At 55.6% G+C, this 16,471-nt stretch carries 21 protein-coding genes; all 21 read left to right on the top strand.

Annotated elements, in window-relative coordinates:
• Positions 1-20: 20 nt before the first annotated feature.
• The 21 genes from H1Y61_RS05820 to H1Y61_RS05720 all read left to right on the top strand — a co-directional run bounded on the left by H1Y61_RS05820 (position 21) and on the right by H1Y61_RS05720 (position 16,467).
• Complete coding sequence (locus H1Y61_RS05820; RefSeq protein ID WP_180573997.1) at positions 21-788, top strand: AAA family ATPase; 768 nt, start codon at positions 21-23, stop codon at positions 786-788.
• Complete coding sequence (locus tag H1Y61_RS05815) at positions 788-1,384, top strand: hypothetical protein (protein ID WP_180573996.1); 597 nt, start codon at positions 788-790, stop codon at positions 1,382-1,384. The genes H1Y61_RS05820 and H1Y61_RS05815 overlap by 1 nt, the downstream gene beginning before the upstream one ends.
• Positions 1,372-1,779 carry a helix-turn-helix domain-containing protein gene (locus H1Y61_RS05810; RefSeq protein ID WP_235678525.1) on the top strand — a complete coding sequence of 136 codons (408 nt, stop codon included), beginning with the start codon at positions 1,372-1,374 and terminating at the stop codon, positions 1,777-1,779. The genes H1Y61_RS05815 and H1Y61_RS05810 overlap by 13 nt, the downstream gene beginning before the upstream one ends.
• A 17-nt stretch (positions 1,780-1,796) precedes the next feature.
• Entirely contained in the window at positions 1,797-2,327 is a 531-nt protein-coding gene (locus H1Y61_RS05805) for a host-nuclease inhibitor Gam family protein (protein ID WP_070166666.1), read from the top strand.
• A 20-nt stretch (positions 2,328-2,347) separates the two neighbouring features.
• Positions 2,348-2,587 carry a hypothetical protein gene (locus tag H1Y61_RS05800; protein WP_235680841.1) on the top strand — a complete coding sequence of 80 codons (240 nt, stop codon included), beginning with the start codon at positions 2,348-2,350 and terminating at the stop codon, positions 2,585-2,587.
• The gene (locus H1Y61_RS05795) at positions 2,584-2,802 is read left to right on the top strand and encodes a hypothetical protein (RefSeq protein ID WP_180573995.1); all 219 of its coding nucleotides are present in this window, start codon (positions 2,584-2,586) and stop codon (positions 2,800-2,802) included. Before H1Y61_RS05800 ends, H1Y61_RS05795 begins: the two co-directional genes overlap by 4 nt.
• Entirely contained in the window at positions 2,799-3,230 is a 432-nt protein-coding gene (locus tag H1Y61_RS05790) for a regulatory protein GemA (protein ID WP_180573994.1), read from the top strand. The genes H1Y61_RS05795 and H1Y61_RS05790 overlap by 4 nt, the downstream gene beginning before the upstream one ends.
• Positions 3,227-3,610, top strand: coding sequence for a helix-turn-helix domain-containing protein (locus H1Y61_RS05785; RefSeq protein WP_156543707.1), 384 nt, complete (start codon positions 3,227-3,229; stop codon positions 3,608-3,610). The genes H1Y61_RS05790 and H1Y61_RS05785 overlap by 4 nt, the downstream gene beginning before the upstream one ends.
• Positions 3,611-3,688: 78 nt before the next feature.
• Complete coding sequence (locus H1Y61_RS05780; protein WP_180573993.1) at positions 3,689-4,540, top strand: peptidoglycan-binding protein; 852 nt, start codon at positions 3,689-3,691, stop codon at positions 4,538-4,540.
• 48 nt (positions 4,541-4,588) lie between these two features.
• The gene (locus H1Y61_RS05775) at positions 4,589-5,104 is read left to right on the top strand and encodes a hypothetical protein (protein WP_180573992.1); all 516 of its coding nucleotides are present in this window, start codon (positions 4,589-4,591) and stop codon (positions 5,102-5,104) included.
• Positions 5,105-5,172: 68 nt separating this feature from the next.
• Positions 5,173-5,517: a hypothetical protein gene (locus H1Y61_RS05770; protein WP_070166659.1), complete on the top strand. Its 345-nt coding sequence runs from the start codon at positions 5,173-5,175 to the stop codon at positions 5,515-5,517.
• Positions 5,507-6,007 carry a DUF1804 family protein gene (locus tag H1Y61_RS05765; protein ID WP_070166658.1) on the top strand — a complete coding sequence of 167 codons (501 nt, stop codon included), beginning with the start codon at positions 5,507-5,509 and terminating at the stop codon, positions 6,005-6,007. Before H1Y61_RS05770 ends, H1Y61_RS05765 begins: the two co-directional genes overlap by 11 nt.
• On the top strand, positions 6,004-7,659 hold the full coding sequence (terL, locus tag H1Y61_RS05760) for a phage terminase large subunit (RefSeq protein WP_180573991.1): 1,656 nt from the start codon (positions 6,004-6,006) through the stop codon (positions 7,657-7,659). Before H1Y61_RS05765 ends, terL begins: the two co-directional genes overlap by 4 nt.
• Positions 7,656-10,598, top strand: a complete 2,943-nt coding sequence (locus tag H1Y61_RS05755; RefSeq protein WP_180573990.1) for a phage portal protein family protein — start codon at positions 7,656-7,658, stop codon at positions 10,596-10,598. Before terL ends, H1Y61_RS05755 begins: the two co-directional genes overlap by 4 nt.
• Positions 10,599-10,702: 104 nt before the next feature.
• Positions 10,703-11,167 carry a phage virion morphogenesis protein gene (locus H1Y61_RS05750; RefSeq protein ID WP_180573989.1) on the top strand — a complete coding sequence of 155 codons (465 nt, stop codon included), beginning with the start codon at positions 10,703-10,705 and terminating at the stop codon, positions 11,165-11,167.
• 195 nt (positions 11,168-11,362) lie between these two features.
• Complete coding sequence (locus H1Y61_RS05745) at positions 11,363-11,548, top strand: hypothetical protein (RefSeq protein WP_180573988.1); 186 nt, start codon at positions 11,363-11,365, stop codon at positions 11,546-11,548.
• Positions 11,545-12,366 (top strand): AAA family ATPase, encoded by an 822-nt coding sequence (locus tag H1Y61_RS05740; RefSeq protein WP_180573987.1) that lies wholly within the window; start codon positions 11,545-11,547, stop codon positions 12,364-12,366. Before H1Y61_RS05745 ends, H1Y61_RS05740 begins: the two co-directional genes overlap by 4 nt.
• A 36-nt stretch (positions 12,367-12,402) precedes the next feature.
• A protein-coding gene (locus H1Y61_RS05735; protein ID WP_139192301.1) for an IS5-like element IS869 family transposase occupies positions 12,403-13,166 on the top strand; the annotation gives its coding sequence in 2 pieces (ribosomal slippage) (positions 12,403-12,718 and positions 12,718-13,166; 765 coding nt in all).
• A 33-nt stretch (positions 13,167-13,199) separates the two neighbouring features.
• A complete protein-coding gene (locus tag H1Y61_RS05730; RefSeq protein WP_180573986.1) occupies positions 13,200-14,714 on the top strand; it encodes a coiled-coil domain-containing protein in 1,515 nt (504 codons plus the stop codon).
• Positions 14,715-14,962: 248 nt separating this feature from the next.
• Positions 14,963-16,114, top strand: a complete 1,152-nt coding sequence (locus tag H1Y61_RS05725; protein WP_235680840.1) for a hypothetical protein — start codon at positions 14,963-14,965, stop codon at positions 16,112-16,114.
• Between the two features lie 14 nt (positions 16,115-16,128).
• Positions 16,129-16,467, top strand: a complete 339-nt coding sequence (locus H1Y61_RS05720) for a capsid cement protein (protein WP_180573985.1) — start codon at positions 16,129-16,131, stop codon at positions 16,465-16,467.
• The last annotated feature ends 4 nt before the right edge of the window (positions 16,468-16,471 follow it).

Genomic DNA, 16,471 nt, shown 5'->3' with positions numbered 1-16,471 from the left:
CAACACCAAGGAAAATACGCATGAAGAATGTTTTTGTCGAGACCAGCAACGTGAAACGGTTTCAATCTGCCCTTGCCGCGCTTGAGCAGCGCGGTGCGCAGGAGGCCTGCCTTGCTGTTGTCGATGGCCTGCCCGGCTTGGGCAAAACCACCACGCTCAAGCATTGGGTCGCGCACAATGGCGCGATTTATCTGCGGGCCAAGAAAGAGTGGACCGCATCATGGTTCATGAACGAATTGCTCGAAGAGCTTCGCGCCAATCCACCGCACTCATTCCAGAAGAAGTTCCAGAAGGTCATTGAAGAGCTGGCAATGCGCAACAATGCCGCTGCCATGGCCCGACGCAACTTTGCGCTCGTCATCGACGAGGCCGACCATATCAGCAAGAAGGAAACCATCCTCGAAACAGTCCGCGACATTTCCGACATTATCGAGCTGCCGATCATTCTTGTCGGCATGGGCAAGGTCAACGATCACCTGACCCGCTTTCCGCAGGTGTCCTCGCGTGTCAGCCAGAAAGTCCGGTTCGAAAAGGCAAACCTTTCCGATGTTAAAACGCTGATCGACCAGCGTTGTGAGGTCAAGGTTGCCGACGATCTGGCCGGTTTCGTGTTCAAGGTCTCCCAAGGCTATAACCGGGAAGTGCTGGAAGCCATTGCTAATATCGAACGGTTCGGCTTGCGCATGGAGCCCGGCGATCAGGGCGTTAGCATGGCCGACATGGCGGGCATGGCGATCATAAAGGACCGCCACAACGGCCAGTCCATCATGGTGCCTGAGGTGCTGTGATGACTGTGCGGCTTGAAAACGGCACATTGCCGACAACCCTCCTGCATTGCCTTGCTGACGGTTCATGCAAAACCATTGACGAACTGGACGCCACTCTGTCGCTGGACCGAGGGCAGATTTCGGACGGAGCTTTCAGGCTCATCATGCGCGGCTATGTCGAGCGGATCGAAAAGGGCTGCTATCAATTGACGCCTGCGGGAGTGGATGCTGCCGCCCGTGGCGAGATCCTGAAAGGTGGCCCGATCCGTCCTGACACGGCGAGTGTTCGTAAACCCGTATTCGACACATTCCGCCAACGGGTTTGGACCGCCATGCGCATGGGTGGCAACTTCACAATCGGTGACATTGTGATGGTTGCGGCCACGGCAGAAGACAAAGACGCAGACAACAATGCCCGGTGGTATGTGCGCCGCCTGAAAAGTGCCGGTTACGTGGTCGAATTACCCATTCGCCAGCGCGGCACCAAGCTAACGTCCAGCGGCCATAAGCGATTTCGGCTTGTGAAGGATACCGGGGCAAAAGCGCCTGTGTACCGCCCGAAAACCAAAATGCTCCACGACTACAATCTTCGTGAGGACGTGCCATGCAGCAAATGAAGCTGATGGGATTGGCCGATCCTGCATGGATGGAGGTGTTGCGGACTGAGGCCGCGAAACCGGACCGCACCAAGGCCGACATTGCCAGAGAACTTGGCGTGTCACGCACCGCGATCTCGCTGCTATGTGCTGGCAAATACAGCGCCCGAACCGACAAGGTGCAAGCCAAGATCGCCGGTCCCGTCATGGCGCTTTATGCCCGTCGTGTCTGGTGCCCCCATTTGCGCAAAGCAATCACGCCAGAGGCCTGCGGCGAATTTTGCGCAGCCCCCATGTCCACCAGTGATCCCGGCAAACTCAAGCATTGGGCTGCTTGCCGCAACTGCAAACAGAACCCCGAGAACAGCAGTGCAGCTTCACCCGCATCGCCATCCCTCCAAGTTTCCAACATCTGACAGGAAAGGAAATGCTCATGAAATCCACCACGAAAAGCAAAGCCAAAGCCATTCTTCGTGTTCCACAGTCTCGGGAAGATGCTGTATGGGCCGTTGGTCGCATCGGTTCATTGCGCCGGGAAATTGCCGCTCAGAAAGCCCTTTCTGATGAAGTCATCCGCCGCGCTGGCGAGAAATTCGAGCGCGATACCGCTGATCTGTCGGCGGAACTGATTGAACACGAAAAGGGCGTGCAGACATGGTGCGAAGCCAATCGCCTGACCCTCACCAATGACGGTAAGGTCAAATATCATGATTTCGGTACAGGCCGGATCAATTGGCGTGCCCGCCCACCCAAGGTTTCCGTCCGCGGCGTCGATGCCGTTATTGAGGCCTGCAAAAAGCTCGGCTTCAGCATCTTCATCCGCACCAAGGAAGAGCTGAACAAGGACGCCATGTTGGCCGATCCTGACAAGGCACGGGTAATTTCCGGGGTAACGATTTCCTCCGATGGCGAAGACTTCCTAATTGAACCCCTTGAGCTTGAAACCTCGGCGTCGAAGGGGTGAGCCGGATGTATGAGCGCGTCATGTCCTCCTACAGCCAAGGCTACGCGCTTTGCACGGCGGGTGGCGTCTTGCTCGGTCACAGTTACCGGGCAACCGAGGCGGAAGCCATCGCCTCGGTGTTCCAGAACCCTGACAACCGCGATGCATTTTGGCGGGCGGCGCAGGCAGACGGCATGACCGTGCAATTCGTGTACGCCCATATTTTCACCCCGAAATTCTTCATCACCATCCCCTCTGAAGAGAAGGCAGATGCAGCATGACCTACGATTACATCCGCAACTACTACGGTATTGATGTGCCAATCGGCCAATATGTTCAGCACACCGTGACCGGGCGGTTTGGAGTTGTCAGGCCCGAAGGTGGAAGTAACCTGCATTATGTCCAGGTCCAGTTTGAGGGTGATCGGCACGTTTCGAACTGCCACCCAAATGAATTGGATTATGATGTGGCCGACATGCTGACGGGTGCGGCATGAACACCAACGCCATCATCAACATCGCCAAAACGCAACTCGGCCTCGACGATGTGACTTACCGTGCTTTGCTTGTAAGGGTGACAGGCACCGAATCATTGCGGGAAATGACCGACCGCCAGAAGTTGGCTGTAGTGGATGAGTTGAAGAGGAAGGGCTTTAAAGTCACGCCATCGGCCCGACAAAAGCTGCCGGTTTCCGACAAACGCTATATCCGGCTTATCCATGCGCTCTGGAACTCTTGCCATCGCCTGGGCGTGGTTTCTAACGGCTCCCGTGCGGCGCTTCGTGAATTTTGCCGGGGTATCCTTTATCCCGGCAATGACAAGGTGGCCGTCGATCCCGATACGCTGGACTACGAAAAAGCCAGCAAGATCATTGATGCCTTGAAGGCGATGGAAGAGCGCGGCAAAGAAAAGGCTGCGTCATGACCTTATCTATAAGCGTTAGTGATCTGCCGCACTCGCTACGTGATGTCGCGGAAACTCTGGGTCTTGACGTGGCTCTCAAATTGATCGGCAGCTTCGGCGGGCAAGAGATCAAATTTCCAAAGCGCCCGCACGACGGTCATCCGGTTATCGCGGCGCTTGGCAAAGACGCAGGTTATGCGCTATGTGAATTCATGAGTGGTGGAATGATTTATGTTCCTCATACTCGCTCACGGCGGTCAATCCGTCTTGATGTTCTCGCGCTTGAGAAGAGCGGCAAAGAGCGTGGCGAAATTGCCCGCATTCTTGGCGTCAGTCAGCGCCATGTTCGCCGGATGGCGAACAGACCCGGCAATCCCGATCAGTTTGACCTGTTTGCCTGACCGGACCTGACGTCCGGTCATATCTGACGCTCAATCGCGGCAAAGTCCTCGCATCTGCAAATTGCACCGCGAGGCCGAATGTCCCCCACACTTGTTTCCCGCATTGATGCGTCCATCCTGAAAGCTATCGCACCAACGCCCCCTTCGAAAAAGGCGGCTGCGCAGCGGGCGATTATCGCCGCATTCAGCGAAATGCTGCCGGAATTGCTCACACTGATTGAATGCACCACGCCTCTACGCATTGCGCATTTTTTGGCGCAGGTCGCCCACGAGAGCGACGGCTTTTGCACGCTGGAAGAATATGCTTCCGGGGCTGCCTATGAGGGCCGTGCTGATCTGGGCAATGTCCGTTCAGGCGACGGTGTCCGCTACAAAGGCCGTGGACCGATCCAGCTCACGGGCCGCGCCAATTACCGCGCCTTTACGATATGGATGCGTAAGACTGACCCCACATGCCCCGATTTCGAAGCCAAGCCGGAACTGGTGGCGACATGGCCATGGGCCGGTTGGGCTGCGGCATTCTTCTGGTCGCGCAACAACATCAACACCCGCGCCGCCGATATGGATGACCTGGTTAAAGTTACCAAGATCGTCAACGGCGGTCGGAACGGCCTTGCCGACCGTGCCGCTTATCTTGCCAAGGCCAAGACGGCGCTGGCGGCTCTTACTGCCGACCGGCTGTCCGGCAATCAAGTCTTTGCCGTGCTGCGCCGAGGCATGACTGGCGAAGCCGTCGAACAGTTGCAGCGGGCCTTGGCGCAAGCCGGTCATTACCATCTGACCATTGATGGCGATTTCGGTCCTGGCACCGAGGGCGCACTTCGGGCTTTCCAGAAGGCAACCGGCTTAACTGCGGACGGCCTTGCCGGGAAGAAAACCGTGTCGGCGCTGGGGCCGTTCTGGCCGCAATCCGTCTCAGACGCGGCCTGATCGCGCCGCTCATACCTCCTTCCCTTCAGTCCAAACATGGAGCCGATCATGATCCTTCGTCCGCCCTATCAGCGTGTCTTCAATCTCTTGATGACCGCCGCCGCCTTCCTGTTCTGCCTCGCCATCGCGGCTTTCGCTGCCGACGACGCCCCGTCGTTAGCATCCGGCTTTATGTCTGCGCTCACGCCGTCTGTTCTTGAGCTTGTCGCGACCGTGCTAGGCGTGGCCGGCACATGGTTGATCACCCGGCTTGTGCGGCTGATTGGCATTTCCGACTCGGCGAAGCGCTTGGAAGTCGAAGCCAAGCTGCGGGACGGCCTACATTTCGCCGCCGAGAACGGCTTGCGATTTGCTCTGACCAAGGCGGGTCTGCCTGCCGTTGCAGGTCCGGCGGCGGCTGTCGTGGCCGACGCCATGTTTTATGTGCGTGAGAAAAACCCGCAAACGCTGGAAAAGCTTGGCGTTAACGACAAGGCGCTTGAGGACATCATCCTGTCTAAATGGCCCACTGCCAGCCTCGCCCTACCGATTGCTGCGCATTGGTCATCCATCTCCAAAACCTGATCAGCCCCGCCCAGACCGGCCCGCCGCGCTGATTTGCACGGCGGTAACATCCAACAACAAGGAAACCCATGACCGGCCCCGAAACCATTTTTGGCCTCAAGGTCGCCACGCTTGCCTCGTCGGGCGTGGCGGCTGTGCTGTCCGTTGCGCTGGACTGGCGCTCCCATGACCTGTTTACGGCCATCGGCTCGATTATTGCGGGCGTGTTTGTTGCCACCATCGCCACCGAGCTGACGCTTGATCTGGCCGGTGTGGCGGACAATCCCGGCTCATGGGGCTTTGCGGTCGCTGCCGCCTACGGCATTACCGGGCGCAATCTGATCCTGTGGCTCAAGCAGGCGTCCAGCAATCCACCGCAATTGATCAAAGACTTGCTCGGTCTTGGAAAGGGTGGTGGCAAAAATGGCCAATGACCAGGACACCCGCCGCAAGGCCCGCGCCGATTATGTCTACCGGCGTATGTCGGCGGCCACCATTTCTATGACGCTCAATATCAGCGCCGCCACCTTTGGCCGTTGGAAGAAAGCCGCCAAAGAAGCCGGTGATGATTGGGACATGGCTCGCTCCGCGTCGGTGATTGCGGGCGAAGGTATCGACACGGTCGTTTCATCCGTGGTCGAGGATTTCGTGCTGATGGCGCAAGCCTTGCTGGAAGAGGTCAAGACCGAACAATTGACCCTTGATCAGAAGATCAAGCACATGGTCGCGCTGGGCGATGCCATGGTCAAGGTGACAGCCTCGGCTGGCAAGCTGGCTCCTAAAATCTCACAGCTTGGCGTTGCGCAAGACGTGGTCCAGCATCTGATTGCCTTTGTGCAGGAACAGTTTCCGCAACATATCTCCGTCGTGCAGGAAATCCTCATTCCATTCGGCGACCGGATTGCCACGGCCTTTGCTCCATGAAGCGCCCAAAACTCAGCCCGACCGTCAGCCCGAAAGACTTTCGGGAAAACCTTGCCCGGATGGCCGATGAACTGGCCCGCTGGGTGGACTTGTCCGTTACCGCCTTTGCCGCCGATCCCAAGGCCAAGGCGGCACGGCTGGCAAAGGCAAAGCACCCGGAAACCGGCTTTCGCTTCTTTCTAGAAACCTATCTGCCACATTATGTGAAGGGTGATCACAGCCGGTTTCATGAAGAGATTTTTGCGCGTGTGCCGCAAATTCTAACGTCAAGCAAAGGCGTTAGAGACCTGTTCATTGCCCCGCGTGGCTCATCCAAATCCACCCATATGTCGCTTGGTTTTGCGCTCTATTGCCTGTGTCTGGGATATAAGCGTTATATTCTCGAAGTCTGCGATGTTTATGCGCAGGCCGCTTTGCTGATCGAAGCCATCAAGGCCGAGCTGACCACCAATCCGCGTCTCGCCCATGACTTTCCAGAGGCAACCGGCCAGGGCCGCGTCTGGCGCGAGGGTGAGATCGTCACCGCCAATAATATCCGGGTTGAGGGGCTTGGCGCGCTACAAAAGCTGCGTGGCCGTCGCCATGGTCCTTATCGGCCCGACCTGATGTTTTTCGATGACCTTGAGAACGACGAGGCGGTGCGCTCGCCAGAACAGCGCAAGAAGCTGGAAACATGGATCAAACGCGCCGCCCTGAAGGTCGGCCCACCTGACGGCTCGATGGATGTGGTCTGGGTTGGCACCGTCTTGCATTATGACGCCGTGCTGGTGCGGGCGGCGAAGTCGCCAGTTTGGCGGGTGGCCGAGTTTCAGGCGATTATCCGCTTTCCTGACCGCATGGACCTGTGGGACTGGTTTGAGGAGCTTTATCATAATGAGGGCGAGGATGCGGCCCGCGCATTCTACGATGCCAACAAGGCGGATATGGACGCCGGGGCCGTGGTCAACTGGCCGTCGATGCAGCCGCTTGTTTGGCTGATGTTGGAGCGGGCTAGCGATCACGACAGTTTCCAGACGGAATATCAGAATAAGCCGATCAGCGAAGGCAGCCCGTTCAAGGATCTGACCTTCTGGGCGCTGAAGCGGAATGCCCTTGTCTTTTTCGGTGCGCTTGACCCGTCGCTCGGCAAAAAGGGCCATGGCCGCGATCCGTCCGCTATCCTGATCGGCGGCTTTGATCGCCTGACCGGTAGAATGGACGTGGTGGAAGCCTCCATTCGTCGCCGCCTGCCAGATGTGATCATTGCCGACATTATCGCCCTCCAGCGCGAGTATCGTTGCCTGTTGTGGTTTGTCGAGGCGGTACAGTTTCAAGAATTCTTGCGCACGACGTTGATGGTTGAGGCAGCAAAGCAGGGTGTCGGGATTTCTGCCGTGCCGATCACGCCACATGCCGACAAGGATCTCCGCATCGAGCGGCTCCAGCCGCCGATTGCTGCGGGTCTGATCCGCCTCAACCAGACCCAACAGACGCTGATTGACCAGCTGCAACAATGGCCCAACGCCGACCACGATGACGGGCCGGATGCGCTCGACATGCTTTGGCAAAACACGCTGCTTTATGCCGGTGGCCAGCAGGCCGGTGGTGCCAGCGCTGGCGTGATGACTGCTGCCGCTGCTGGCTCTGACAATTATGGAGATTACCGCCTGTGAGCCGCAAGAACCGCAAAACCCGCGCCAGCTTTGCCGACACCGCGACCGCAGAGACCCGGAAAAACCTGCCAAGCGAGGCCGGGACGCTGATTGCCGATGTCAAGAACGACATTACAATCCCGTTTTATACCGGCGCGCTGCAACACGCCGACGACACGCTCCTCCAGCGCGGCGGCGGCAAGGGTCTCAAAATCTATGACGAGATTAAGCGCGACACCCACGCCTCGGCCTGCCTTGCCAAGCGCAACAAGCATCTGGTGGCCCGCGAATGGGAGGTGGTCCAGGCATCTGACAAGCCGCTTGATGTCGCGGCGGCGGATTTCGTGCGTGCCACCCTGAAGGACATGCCCTTTGATGGGATCTGCGAAGATTTGTCTGGCGGCGCGATCCTGAAGGGATTTGCGGTTTCGGAGAGCATTTGGGCGAGAGACGGCAACCGGATCAAGCCGCAGCGCATCGTCAGCCATGACCAGCGCCGTTTTGCGTTCGGCCAGGACGGTCGGCCACGGCTGCGCACCTGGACGAACATGCATGACGGCATCGAACTGCCGGAGCGAAAATTCATTGTCCATCGCCACGGCGTTGTCGGCAATAATCCGTACGGTCTCGGCCTCGGCTATCAGTTGTTTTGGGCTGTGCTGTTCAAACGCGAAGGCGTAGCCTTCTGGTTGCATTTTCTCGACAAGTTCGCGGGGCCGACCGTTGTCGCCCAAACTCCCTACGGCATGTTGAGCGACGAGCAGCAAAAGCTTCTAAGCAATCTTGCCAATATCCGCACCAGCTCTGCCGTCACGGTGCCGGTCGGGACGGACGTAAAGTTTCTTGAAGCCGCGCGATCCGGCTCCGTTAGCTATCAGGAATGGCTCGAATATTGGGACAAGCAGATATCCATCTGCATACTCGGCGAAACGCTGACCACCGACATCGGTTCTAGCGGTTCTCGTGCCGCCGCTGAGACCCATGCCGGGATGCTGGATCTGCTGGTGGACAGTGACGCTGATCACCTGTCGGACACGTTGAACGAACAGCTTATCCGCTGGCTGGTCGAGTACAACTTCCCCGGCGCTGCCGTCCCGCGTGTCTGGCGGGTGCGCCCATCTAATGAAAAGGCCAAGGCTGAAACGCGCAAGGCCAGGGCTGAGGCAGCAAGCTCCGAACATGCCGCCCTGGTTGAGATCATCGCCACCGCCGCCAATATTGATGACGACGACACCGCCCGCGAGTTAATTACCTCGTTCGACCTAACCCATAGTCTCTCGGATCAGACGATTGATCGGCTGGTGGAAGCACGGTTTGCCTTCATGGAAGGCAAGCGGCCAAAACAGCAAATGCCCGATAACGCTCCTGCATTCTCCAGCCTGTTCGGGCCGCTTGGCTCAAAAAAAAAACGGCAGCTGACGGCAAGCTTTGCCGATGACGTCGATCCTGTCAGTGATCTGACGGATCAGCTCGAAGATTTAGCCGCCAGTCTTTCCACCCGCCGCCTCAACACCATCCGCAGCGCCATTGAGGCCGCGCCCGATTATCCAGACGCCGCCCGCGCTATTCTCACCATTGGTGCAAAGTGGACCCCTGATGCACTTGGCAAACTGTTAGGCGATGGCTTGGAGCTGGCGGCCCTTCATGGACGCGAGGCCGCGTTTACTGATGGCGAGGACGATGACGCCCGCTTTGCCGACGCTGACGTATTCAACCAGCCGTTCAAGGAACAGATCGAATTCTTTACCCAAAAACGGGGCAAGCCGACCAAGGTATGGACTGATGCGCTGCGCGGCACCCATGACCGCGCCTTTGTTATTGCAGGCGCCACCGATCTCGCCATGCTGTCGGATTTTCAGACAGCCATTGCCAGCGCCATGCAAAACGGAACCACCTTTGCCGATTTCCAGAAGGACTTTGACCGGATCGTTGCCAAATACGGCTGGGCCTATAAGGGTGAACGTGGCTGGCGCAGCCGGGTAATTTTTGAGACCAACCTGCGCACCAGCCACATGGCGGGGCGGCTTAAGCAGATGCGCGACCCGGATGTGCTGAAGCTGCGCCCCTATTGGGAATATCGCCACGGTGAAACCCGCAAGCCGAAAATTCCGCGCACCCAACATCTGGCGTGGCACGGCAAATGCTACCCGCATGATGATCCGTTCTGGCAGACCCATTTCCCGCCGAACGACTGGCATTGTTCCTGCGGTGTGCGTTCCCGCTCCCTGCGAGACCTGAAGCGTATGGGCAAAGACGGCCCCGATCCATCTCCCAAAATTCTAACGGAACCGATGAAGGACCCACTGACCGGCCAGCTGATAGAGCAGCCTCAAGGCATCGGCTACGGTTGGGATTATCAGCCCGGCGATCTCTGGGAACGCGGCCTCACGCCGTCGAATCTGATGGAGCAAGGCCGCGAAGTCCTGGACAATCCGCGCATGGCGGTGGAGATCGACGCCCCCGAACCGCTGGACGAGCTGCTGAAGGCGGCAAAGCCATTCAAGGCCAAGGCACTCGAAGATGGGCTTGAGCCGGAAGTTTATGTGCGAGCGTTCCTTGAACCGTTCGGCGCGGACATTGGCAAAGCCGTGCTGTTCGAAGACGCAGCGGGCAATCGTATCCCTGTTTCCGATCTGCTGTTTCGAAACCGCGAAGGCGCGTTCAAGGCGCTGAAACGCAATCGCCACCGCGTTATGTCGATGATGGCCGAAGCGTTGATTGACCCTGACGAGATATGGATGGGTGTGGCGCGTAAAGTCGAGAGCGGCGATCTTGTGGTGGATCGCCGTTACATCCGTGTCGATCCGAAAACCGCCATTCAGATCGTATTCGAGATTGGTGAGCGGGGATGGGAGGCCGTCACCAGTTTCGATTTTACGGATAAAAAAGGAGAGCCGGACTTTTCCGCCCTTGAGAAACGGCGTGTCGGCAAGCTGATCTACAGCCGCCCGGAAAAGTAAAAGGCCGGGAGCGATCCGGCCTTTGCATCAACAAACTGGCGTGACCATCGCCGGTCTCGTCCGCTGACACGACAAATATAAGCCAACCAGGAGCAAAAGTCGAGATGACCGGTATCAGCTACAAGGCGATCATTGACGACCGGGACATGCGGGCAAAGCTGGCCGAACTGATCGGCAAGATGCAACGCCCGGCAGGCTTTTACAAAAACGTCGGTGAGCACCTGCTCAACTCAGTCAAGGACAACTTTGAAAATGAGCGCGCTCCGGACGGCTCCCGCTGGAAAGTCTTGTCGCAAACAACCCGTGACCAGCGCGAGAAAAAATATGGCCACTCGCCTAACTCCATTTTGCGGGCTTCCGGCGATCTGATGAATTCCATAAATATGCAAGCCAGTGACACAGACGTTCGTATCGGCTCCAGCCTAATTTACGCTGCCATTCATCAGTTTGGTGGTGATGCTGGTCGGGGCAAGAAAGTCACCATCCCGGCGCGGCCTTATCTTGGGCTTACAACGGCTGACGAGCAAGAGGTGGTGACTATTGCTGAAGAGTGGCTGGCGGCAGAATAATGACAATCAATCAATCAATTGCCGTTAGGATTGTTGTTACTAATTCGAACGTGCTCGCTCCATTTAATTACATTACTGACCCAAATATAAGCCCTAAAAAAGTCCTGTTCTGCTGAGTGCCTTGCATTTGCGCGAATCAAAAAACAATCATAGATAGATTTTTCTAACGCTTCACGCAAAAATCCAGGAGCAAAAATGACTGTTCCCCTGCTTCCGTCAGAAGAGCTATCTAATGACGTTGTCGACCTTCTGATTGAATCTGGCCTAATTCGGTCAGAGAGCCGCAAAAATTTAGCGAAAAAAATCTCTTCCGGACAAATGACGGGAAACGATTGGGAGATTGAGGTCGAGCAATCAAGCAAAGGGGAAAGTAACAAGTGACCCCTCCAGCCTCATTAAAGTCCCTTACCATCACAGCATTCCGGGGTTCGTCTTCGACATTCACTCTACCCTTTGAGAAGGGTAAGAAAATGACACTCCTTTATGGTGAAAATGGCACTGGTAAAACGACCATATGTGATGCTTTCGAGTTTCTCGCTAACGAACGCGTCTCATCGATATCAAATTATGGGTTGGGGAACGCTCTTGAAAAGTTTTGGCATTCAGCGAAGAGAAAGCCGGCAGATTTACTTGTTGAATTAGAGACAAGCGCAGAAACATTTCGTGGAAAATTAAACGGCAAATCGGTTGAAGTAACTCCTGCAGGGAAGAGTCCAAAAATTGAGTTGCTTCGGCGGCAGCAAATGCTGCGCCTCATTGAGGCAAAACCTGCGGAAAGATATAATGAAATCAAGAGATTTGTGGACATATCGGGTTTCGAGGTATCTGAAGATAATTTACGTAAACAAATAAAATTGATCTCAGAGCGGAAAGAGAATTCAAAACAAGCAGAAAAGCAAAGTCTCGAAGAGCTTCACGGTTTCTTTCAAGCCGCTGGATCGCCAGAAAATTTAACGCCGATATCATGGGCGAAAAAGAATATTTCTGAAGCTAATGATGGTCTCGATTCAAATATTGGCGAGCTTGCGAAGCTTCGGGACGCATTTAATGAATTAAAGAAAAATGTCGATATCCAGAAAGCGCGCCTTCATTCGTTAGAGCTAGCACAGTCAAATTTAGCTGCTGCTCGGGATAAACTGGAAAGCGAGGCAACCGAACTAGGCCGCACACTCATAAACCGGGTTTGCAAATCGGCCTGATTTTGATTCACTGAGGGCTTGATTTGGAGGCCTCTCATGACCCGTCGCCGGTTTGATCTCACCGATTTCGAATGGACTGTCATCCAGCCCTTGTTACCCAACAAGCCGCGTGGGGTGCCACGGGTTGACGACCGGCGGGTGATCAACGGCATCTTGTGGCGGTTTCGGACAGGTTCACCCTGGGCAGACGTTCCTGATCGATATGGCCCATATACAACCTGCTACAACCGGTTCGTGCGATGGCGAAAGGCGGGTGTCTGGGATCATGTTCTGGGCGAGATTTCCAAGGCTTTCGACGGCGATATCGTTATGATCGACAGCTCCTGTGTCCGTGTTCATCAACATGCGGCCACGGGAAAAAGGGGGATCAACACGATGGCTGCATGGGACGTTCCCGTGGCGGCTTGACCACCAAAATCCACGCCGTTGTCGATGCCGATGGCCGACCGATCCGTCTCGCACTCACAGCCGGTCAAGCCCATGATGGTCGCATGGCAGAACCATTGTTACAGACAATCTCCAAGGGTGCGATCCTGCTGGCGGACAAGGCCTACGATACCAACGCGATCAGAGCATTTGCAAAGCAAAGGCAGGCATGGGCCAATATTCCTGCCAAGAGCAATCGGAAGGGAAGCTTCCCTTTCAGCCAATGGGTTTACCGACAGCGCAATCTCGTTGAGCGTTTCTTCAGCAAACTCAAACAGTTCAGAGGCATCGCAACCCGTTACGACAAAGACCCATTGAACTTTCTCGCCGCTGTCAAATTGGCAGCAGCAAGAATTTGGATCAGATCGTTATGAGTCTACGGCCTAGCGCAGGATGCCTCAAATATATTGGCTGTCCTACAGGCTGGTCAAAACTATCTAAATAGTCATCCTGATACAGATGAGTGCCCCCTTTGCCGAAGCCAAGATCGTATTGATGTTATGGGGGAAGATATTGCTAATCGGCTGAGAAAACTTGAAGGGTTCCGTAAAGCAAGCGATGAGCACAAGCAGTCCGTTGACAATCTCTCAAATGCTGAAAAGGCCATCACTCAACTCAAAGAGGAATATAAGAATGCTGTGGAGATTTTCGAAACAGCAATTTCCAATGAAGCTTGGAAAGACAAGTTAAACCTACCGGGAAAACTCCCTCCGCAAGATTACTTGTTGATAGGATTATGGATAGCTGAAAACGAGCACTTGAGTAATGAATGGGCAAAACTGGAAGCGTCTTGGATAGACCAAAGTAAATTTCTTGCTGCGTTAAGAGCCGCCTCAGATAGATATGATAAGAATCTTCGCCAAAGAATGGCTTTAGATGAAATAATCCCTAGAGTTGAAAAAGCACTGGAAATTTGCATTCAAGAAAGACAGAAGTTCACTGAAAAGGTGATAGGTGATATCGCCCAAGAAGTGGGTAATTTGTACGAGACTATTCACCCAGGCGAAGGACTTGCGAAAATTTCCTTCGCTTTAGACCCGAAGAAGAGAGCATCTATTGAGCTTGGAGCGCAATTTTCAGGAAAGGGTGTTCCCCCACAAGCTTATTTTAGTCAGTCACATCTGGATACTCTAGGCTTATGTGTCTTTCTCGCGCTTGCAATGCGAGGCCAGCCAGATAAAACAATATTAATTTTAGACGACGTCCTCGGTAGTGTTGATGAACCTCACGTGGAACGCGTCATTGGAACAATATATGAAATGTCTCAAAAATTCTTTCATACGATTGTTACCACCCACTATCGCCCATGGCGGGAGAAGTTTCGCTGGGGGGTACTGAAGCCTAGTCAACCATGCCAGTTTGTGGAATTAAAGCAATGGACATTGAATGACGGGATTTCACTCATAAACTCTCTTCCCGAGGTTGAGAAACTTAGAGTGATGCTGGCTGATCCAAATCCGGATATTCAAGCCGTTTGTGGTAAGGCCGGAGTGGTCCTTGAGGCATTGCTAGATTTTCTAACTTTGACATATGGATGCGCTGTACCGCGTCGGGTTGCAGACAAATACACTTTGGGGGAATTGCTTCCGGCGATTAACGGTAAACTGCTTACCTCTTTACGAGTACAAGTTATTGACAATTCAACAGTGGGCGGGTCGATTGTAAGCGAAATTGAAATAAAACCTATTTTGGACGGCGTTAAGGAAATTGCTCAAACGCGCAATGTTATGGGTGCACATTTTAACAATCTAGCCTTCGAGCTATATCCTAACGATGGCCTCAAGTTTGCTCGTTTAGTGGAAACGTTGGCCGGGGCATTAGTTTGCAATGAGTATGGTTGGCCAAGCAGAGACAAAACCGGCAGCTATTGGAATAACGGTGGGGATACACGTAGGCTTCATCCATTAAAGAAGCCCAGCTGAGGTTGCCGAACGACTTGATTAAGCGTTCTATAGAAAAGTGTATAGACCCGCGTTAGACCCCCGTTAGAAACGGGCTACGGCACCATCCAGCGCGCATCCTTGCACCACAGTTGCATGCGGGCTTGAAACTCCCCACTCATTGTCGCATGTTGGCCTTGCGAGACGCATTGAACTGACCGGACCTGATGTCCGGTCTTTTTGTTTTGGGCAAGGCGGCATGGTGGCTTCAGATGATTTCTGGAGCCGAGATGACTACCGCTTCTGCCACACCCACCAAGACCACCCTGACCAGCACCACCGCCCGCATCGAAGTTTTCCGCCCCGGCACGTTCACGCCGATGGAAGGCACGTCGATTACCTATAGCGCCGCTGACCTGAAGGCGGCGGCTGATGCTTACGATCCTCTTACCGCGCCTGTTCCTGTTGTCGTCGGTCATCCGGCCACGGACGCCCCGGCCTATGGCTGGGCGCAGAGTTTCGACTATGACGCAAGCAGCCAACGGCTTTATGCGACGGTGGGTGAGATCGATCCGGCGTTCTCGGATGCCGTAAAGGCCGGGCGCTATAAGAAAGTCAGCCTGTCATTCTTCCGGCCTGAAGCCTCGGCCAATCCCGTTCCCGGCACATGGTATCCGCGCCATATCGGTTTTCTCGGCGGCGCGGCCCCGGCGGTCTCTGGCCTGAAGAACGTCCAGTTTTCCGCCCCGGAAAGCAGCGTTACCGTCAGCGCCGATTTTGGCGAGCGCGGCTTTGAAGAGGCCGCAAGCCTGTTTCGCAGCATCCGTGAATTCCTGATCGACAAATTCGGCATGGAAGACGCCGACAAGGCTCTGCCCGGTTTCCAGATCGATTGGCTTTCGGAAACCGAAATCCAGTCCCCCGCCAGCCGCCCGGCCTTTGCCGCGCCGCCTGCATCCCAACCACCAGAGAAAAAGGAGCCTGTTGTGGTCCAGACCAATGCCGACTTCGCCGCCCGCGAAGCCGATTTTGCTGCCCGTGAGGCGCGGCTCAAAGACAGCGAGGCCAAAATCGCCCATGCTGCAAATGTGTCATTTGCGGAAGGTCTCGTTAGTGATGGCAAGCTGTTGCCTGCCTCGAAAGACAAGCTCGTCGCTGTCTTGAATGCCTTTCCCGGTGAAACGACCGTGTCATTTGCGGCTGATGAAGCCGCCGTGCCAGTCGCCCAGGCGCTGCGCGATCTTTTGGCCGCACAGCCAAAGATCGTGTCTTTCGGGGCGATGGATATGCCGGAAACGGGCGTTGACGAGAGCGCCGCCTCATTTGCGGCTGATGGCAAGCCGGTCGATCAGGCCGGTCTTGAGCGGCACAACAAGGCGGTGGCCTATCAGCGTCAGCACCCCGGCACGTCCTACATGGACGCCGTGCGGGCGGTTGGTTGAGGGAGGGCGAGGCTATGCAGTTTTTTCAGCCGGTCCTTTCGGACACAGTAACCGCCACCACACTTTTCGACGCTTACGACCTGATCGGTTTCGATGACGGCAAGGTGACGAGCGACGACGCTCCGGTCAAGGGCATGGCCCATCATCCGGCCACCGAGATCGGCCTCGATGTCGCCGTCATGATGATCGGCACGGGCCGGGTCCGCGCTCGTGGCGTCATCACCAAAGGGGCAAAGCTGATCTCTGCCGCTGCCGGTGGTGTCAAAGCCGCGCCCGCCAATGCCGCCAATCCGTTTGCCGTGGCGCTAACCGCCGCAGCCGATGGCGAATTCGTCACCATCCTCATCCGTTAAGGAC

It is taken from the genome of Agrobacterium vitis, from assembly GCF_013426735.1.
Lineage (GTDB): Bacteria > Pseudomonadota > Alphaproteobacteria > Rhizobiales > Rhizobiaceae > Allorhizobium > Allorhizobium vitis_D.
This window is presented reverse-complemented; position numbering and strand designations above follow the sequence as displayed.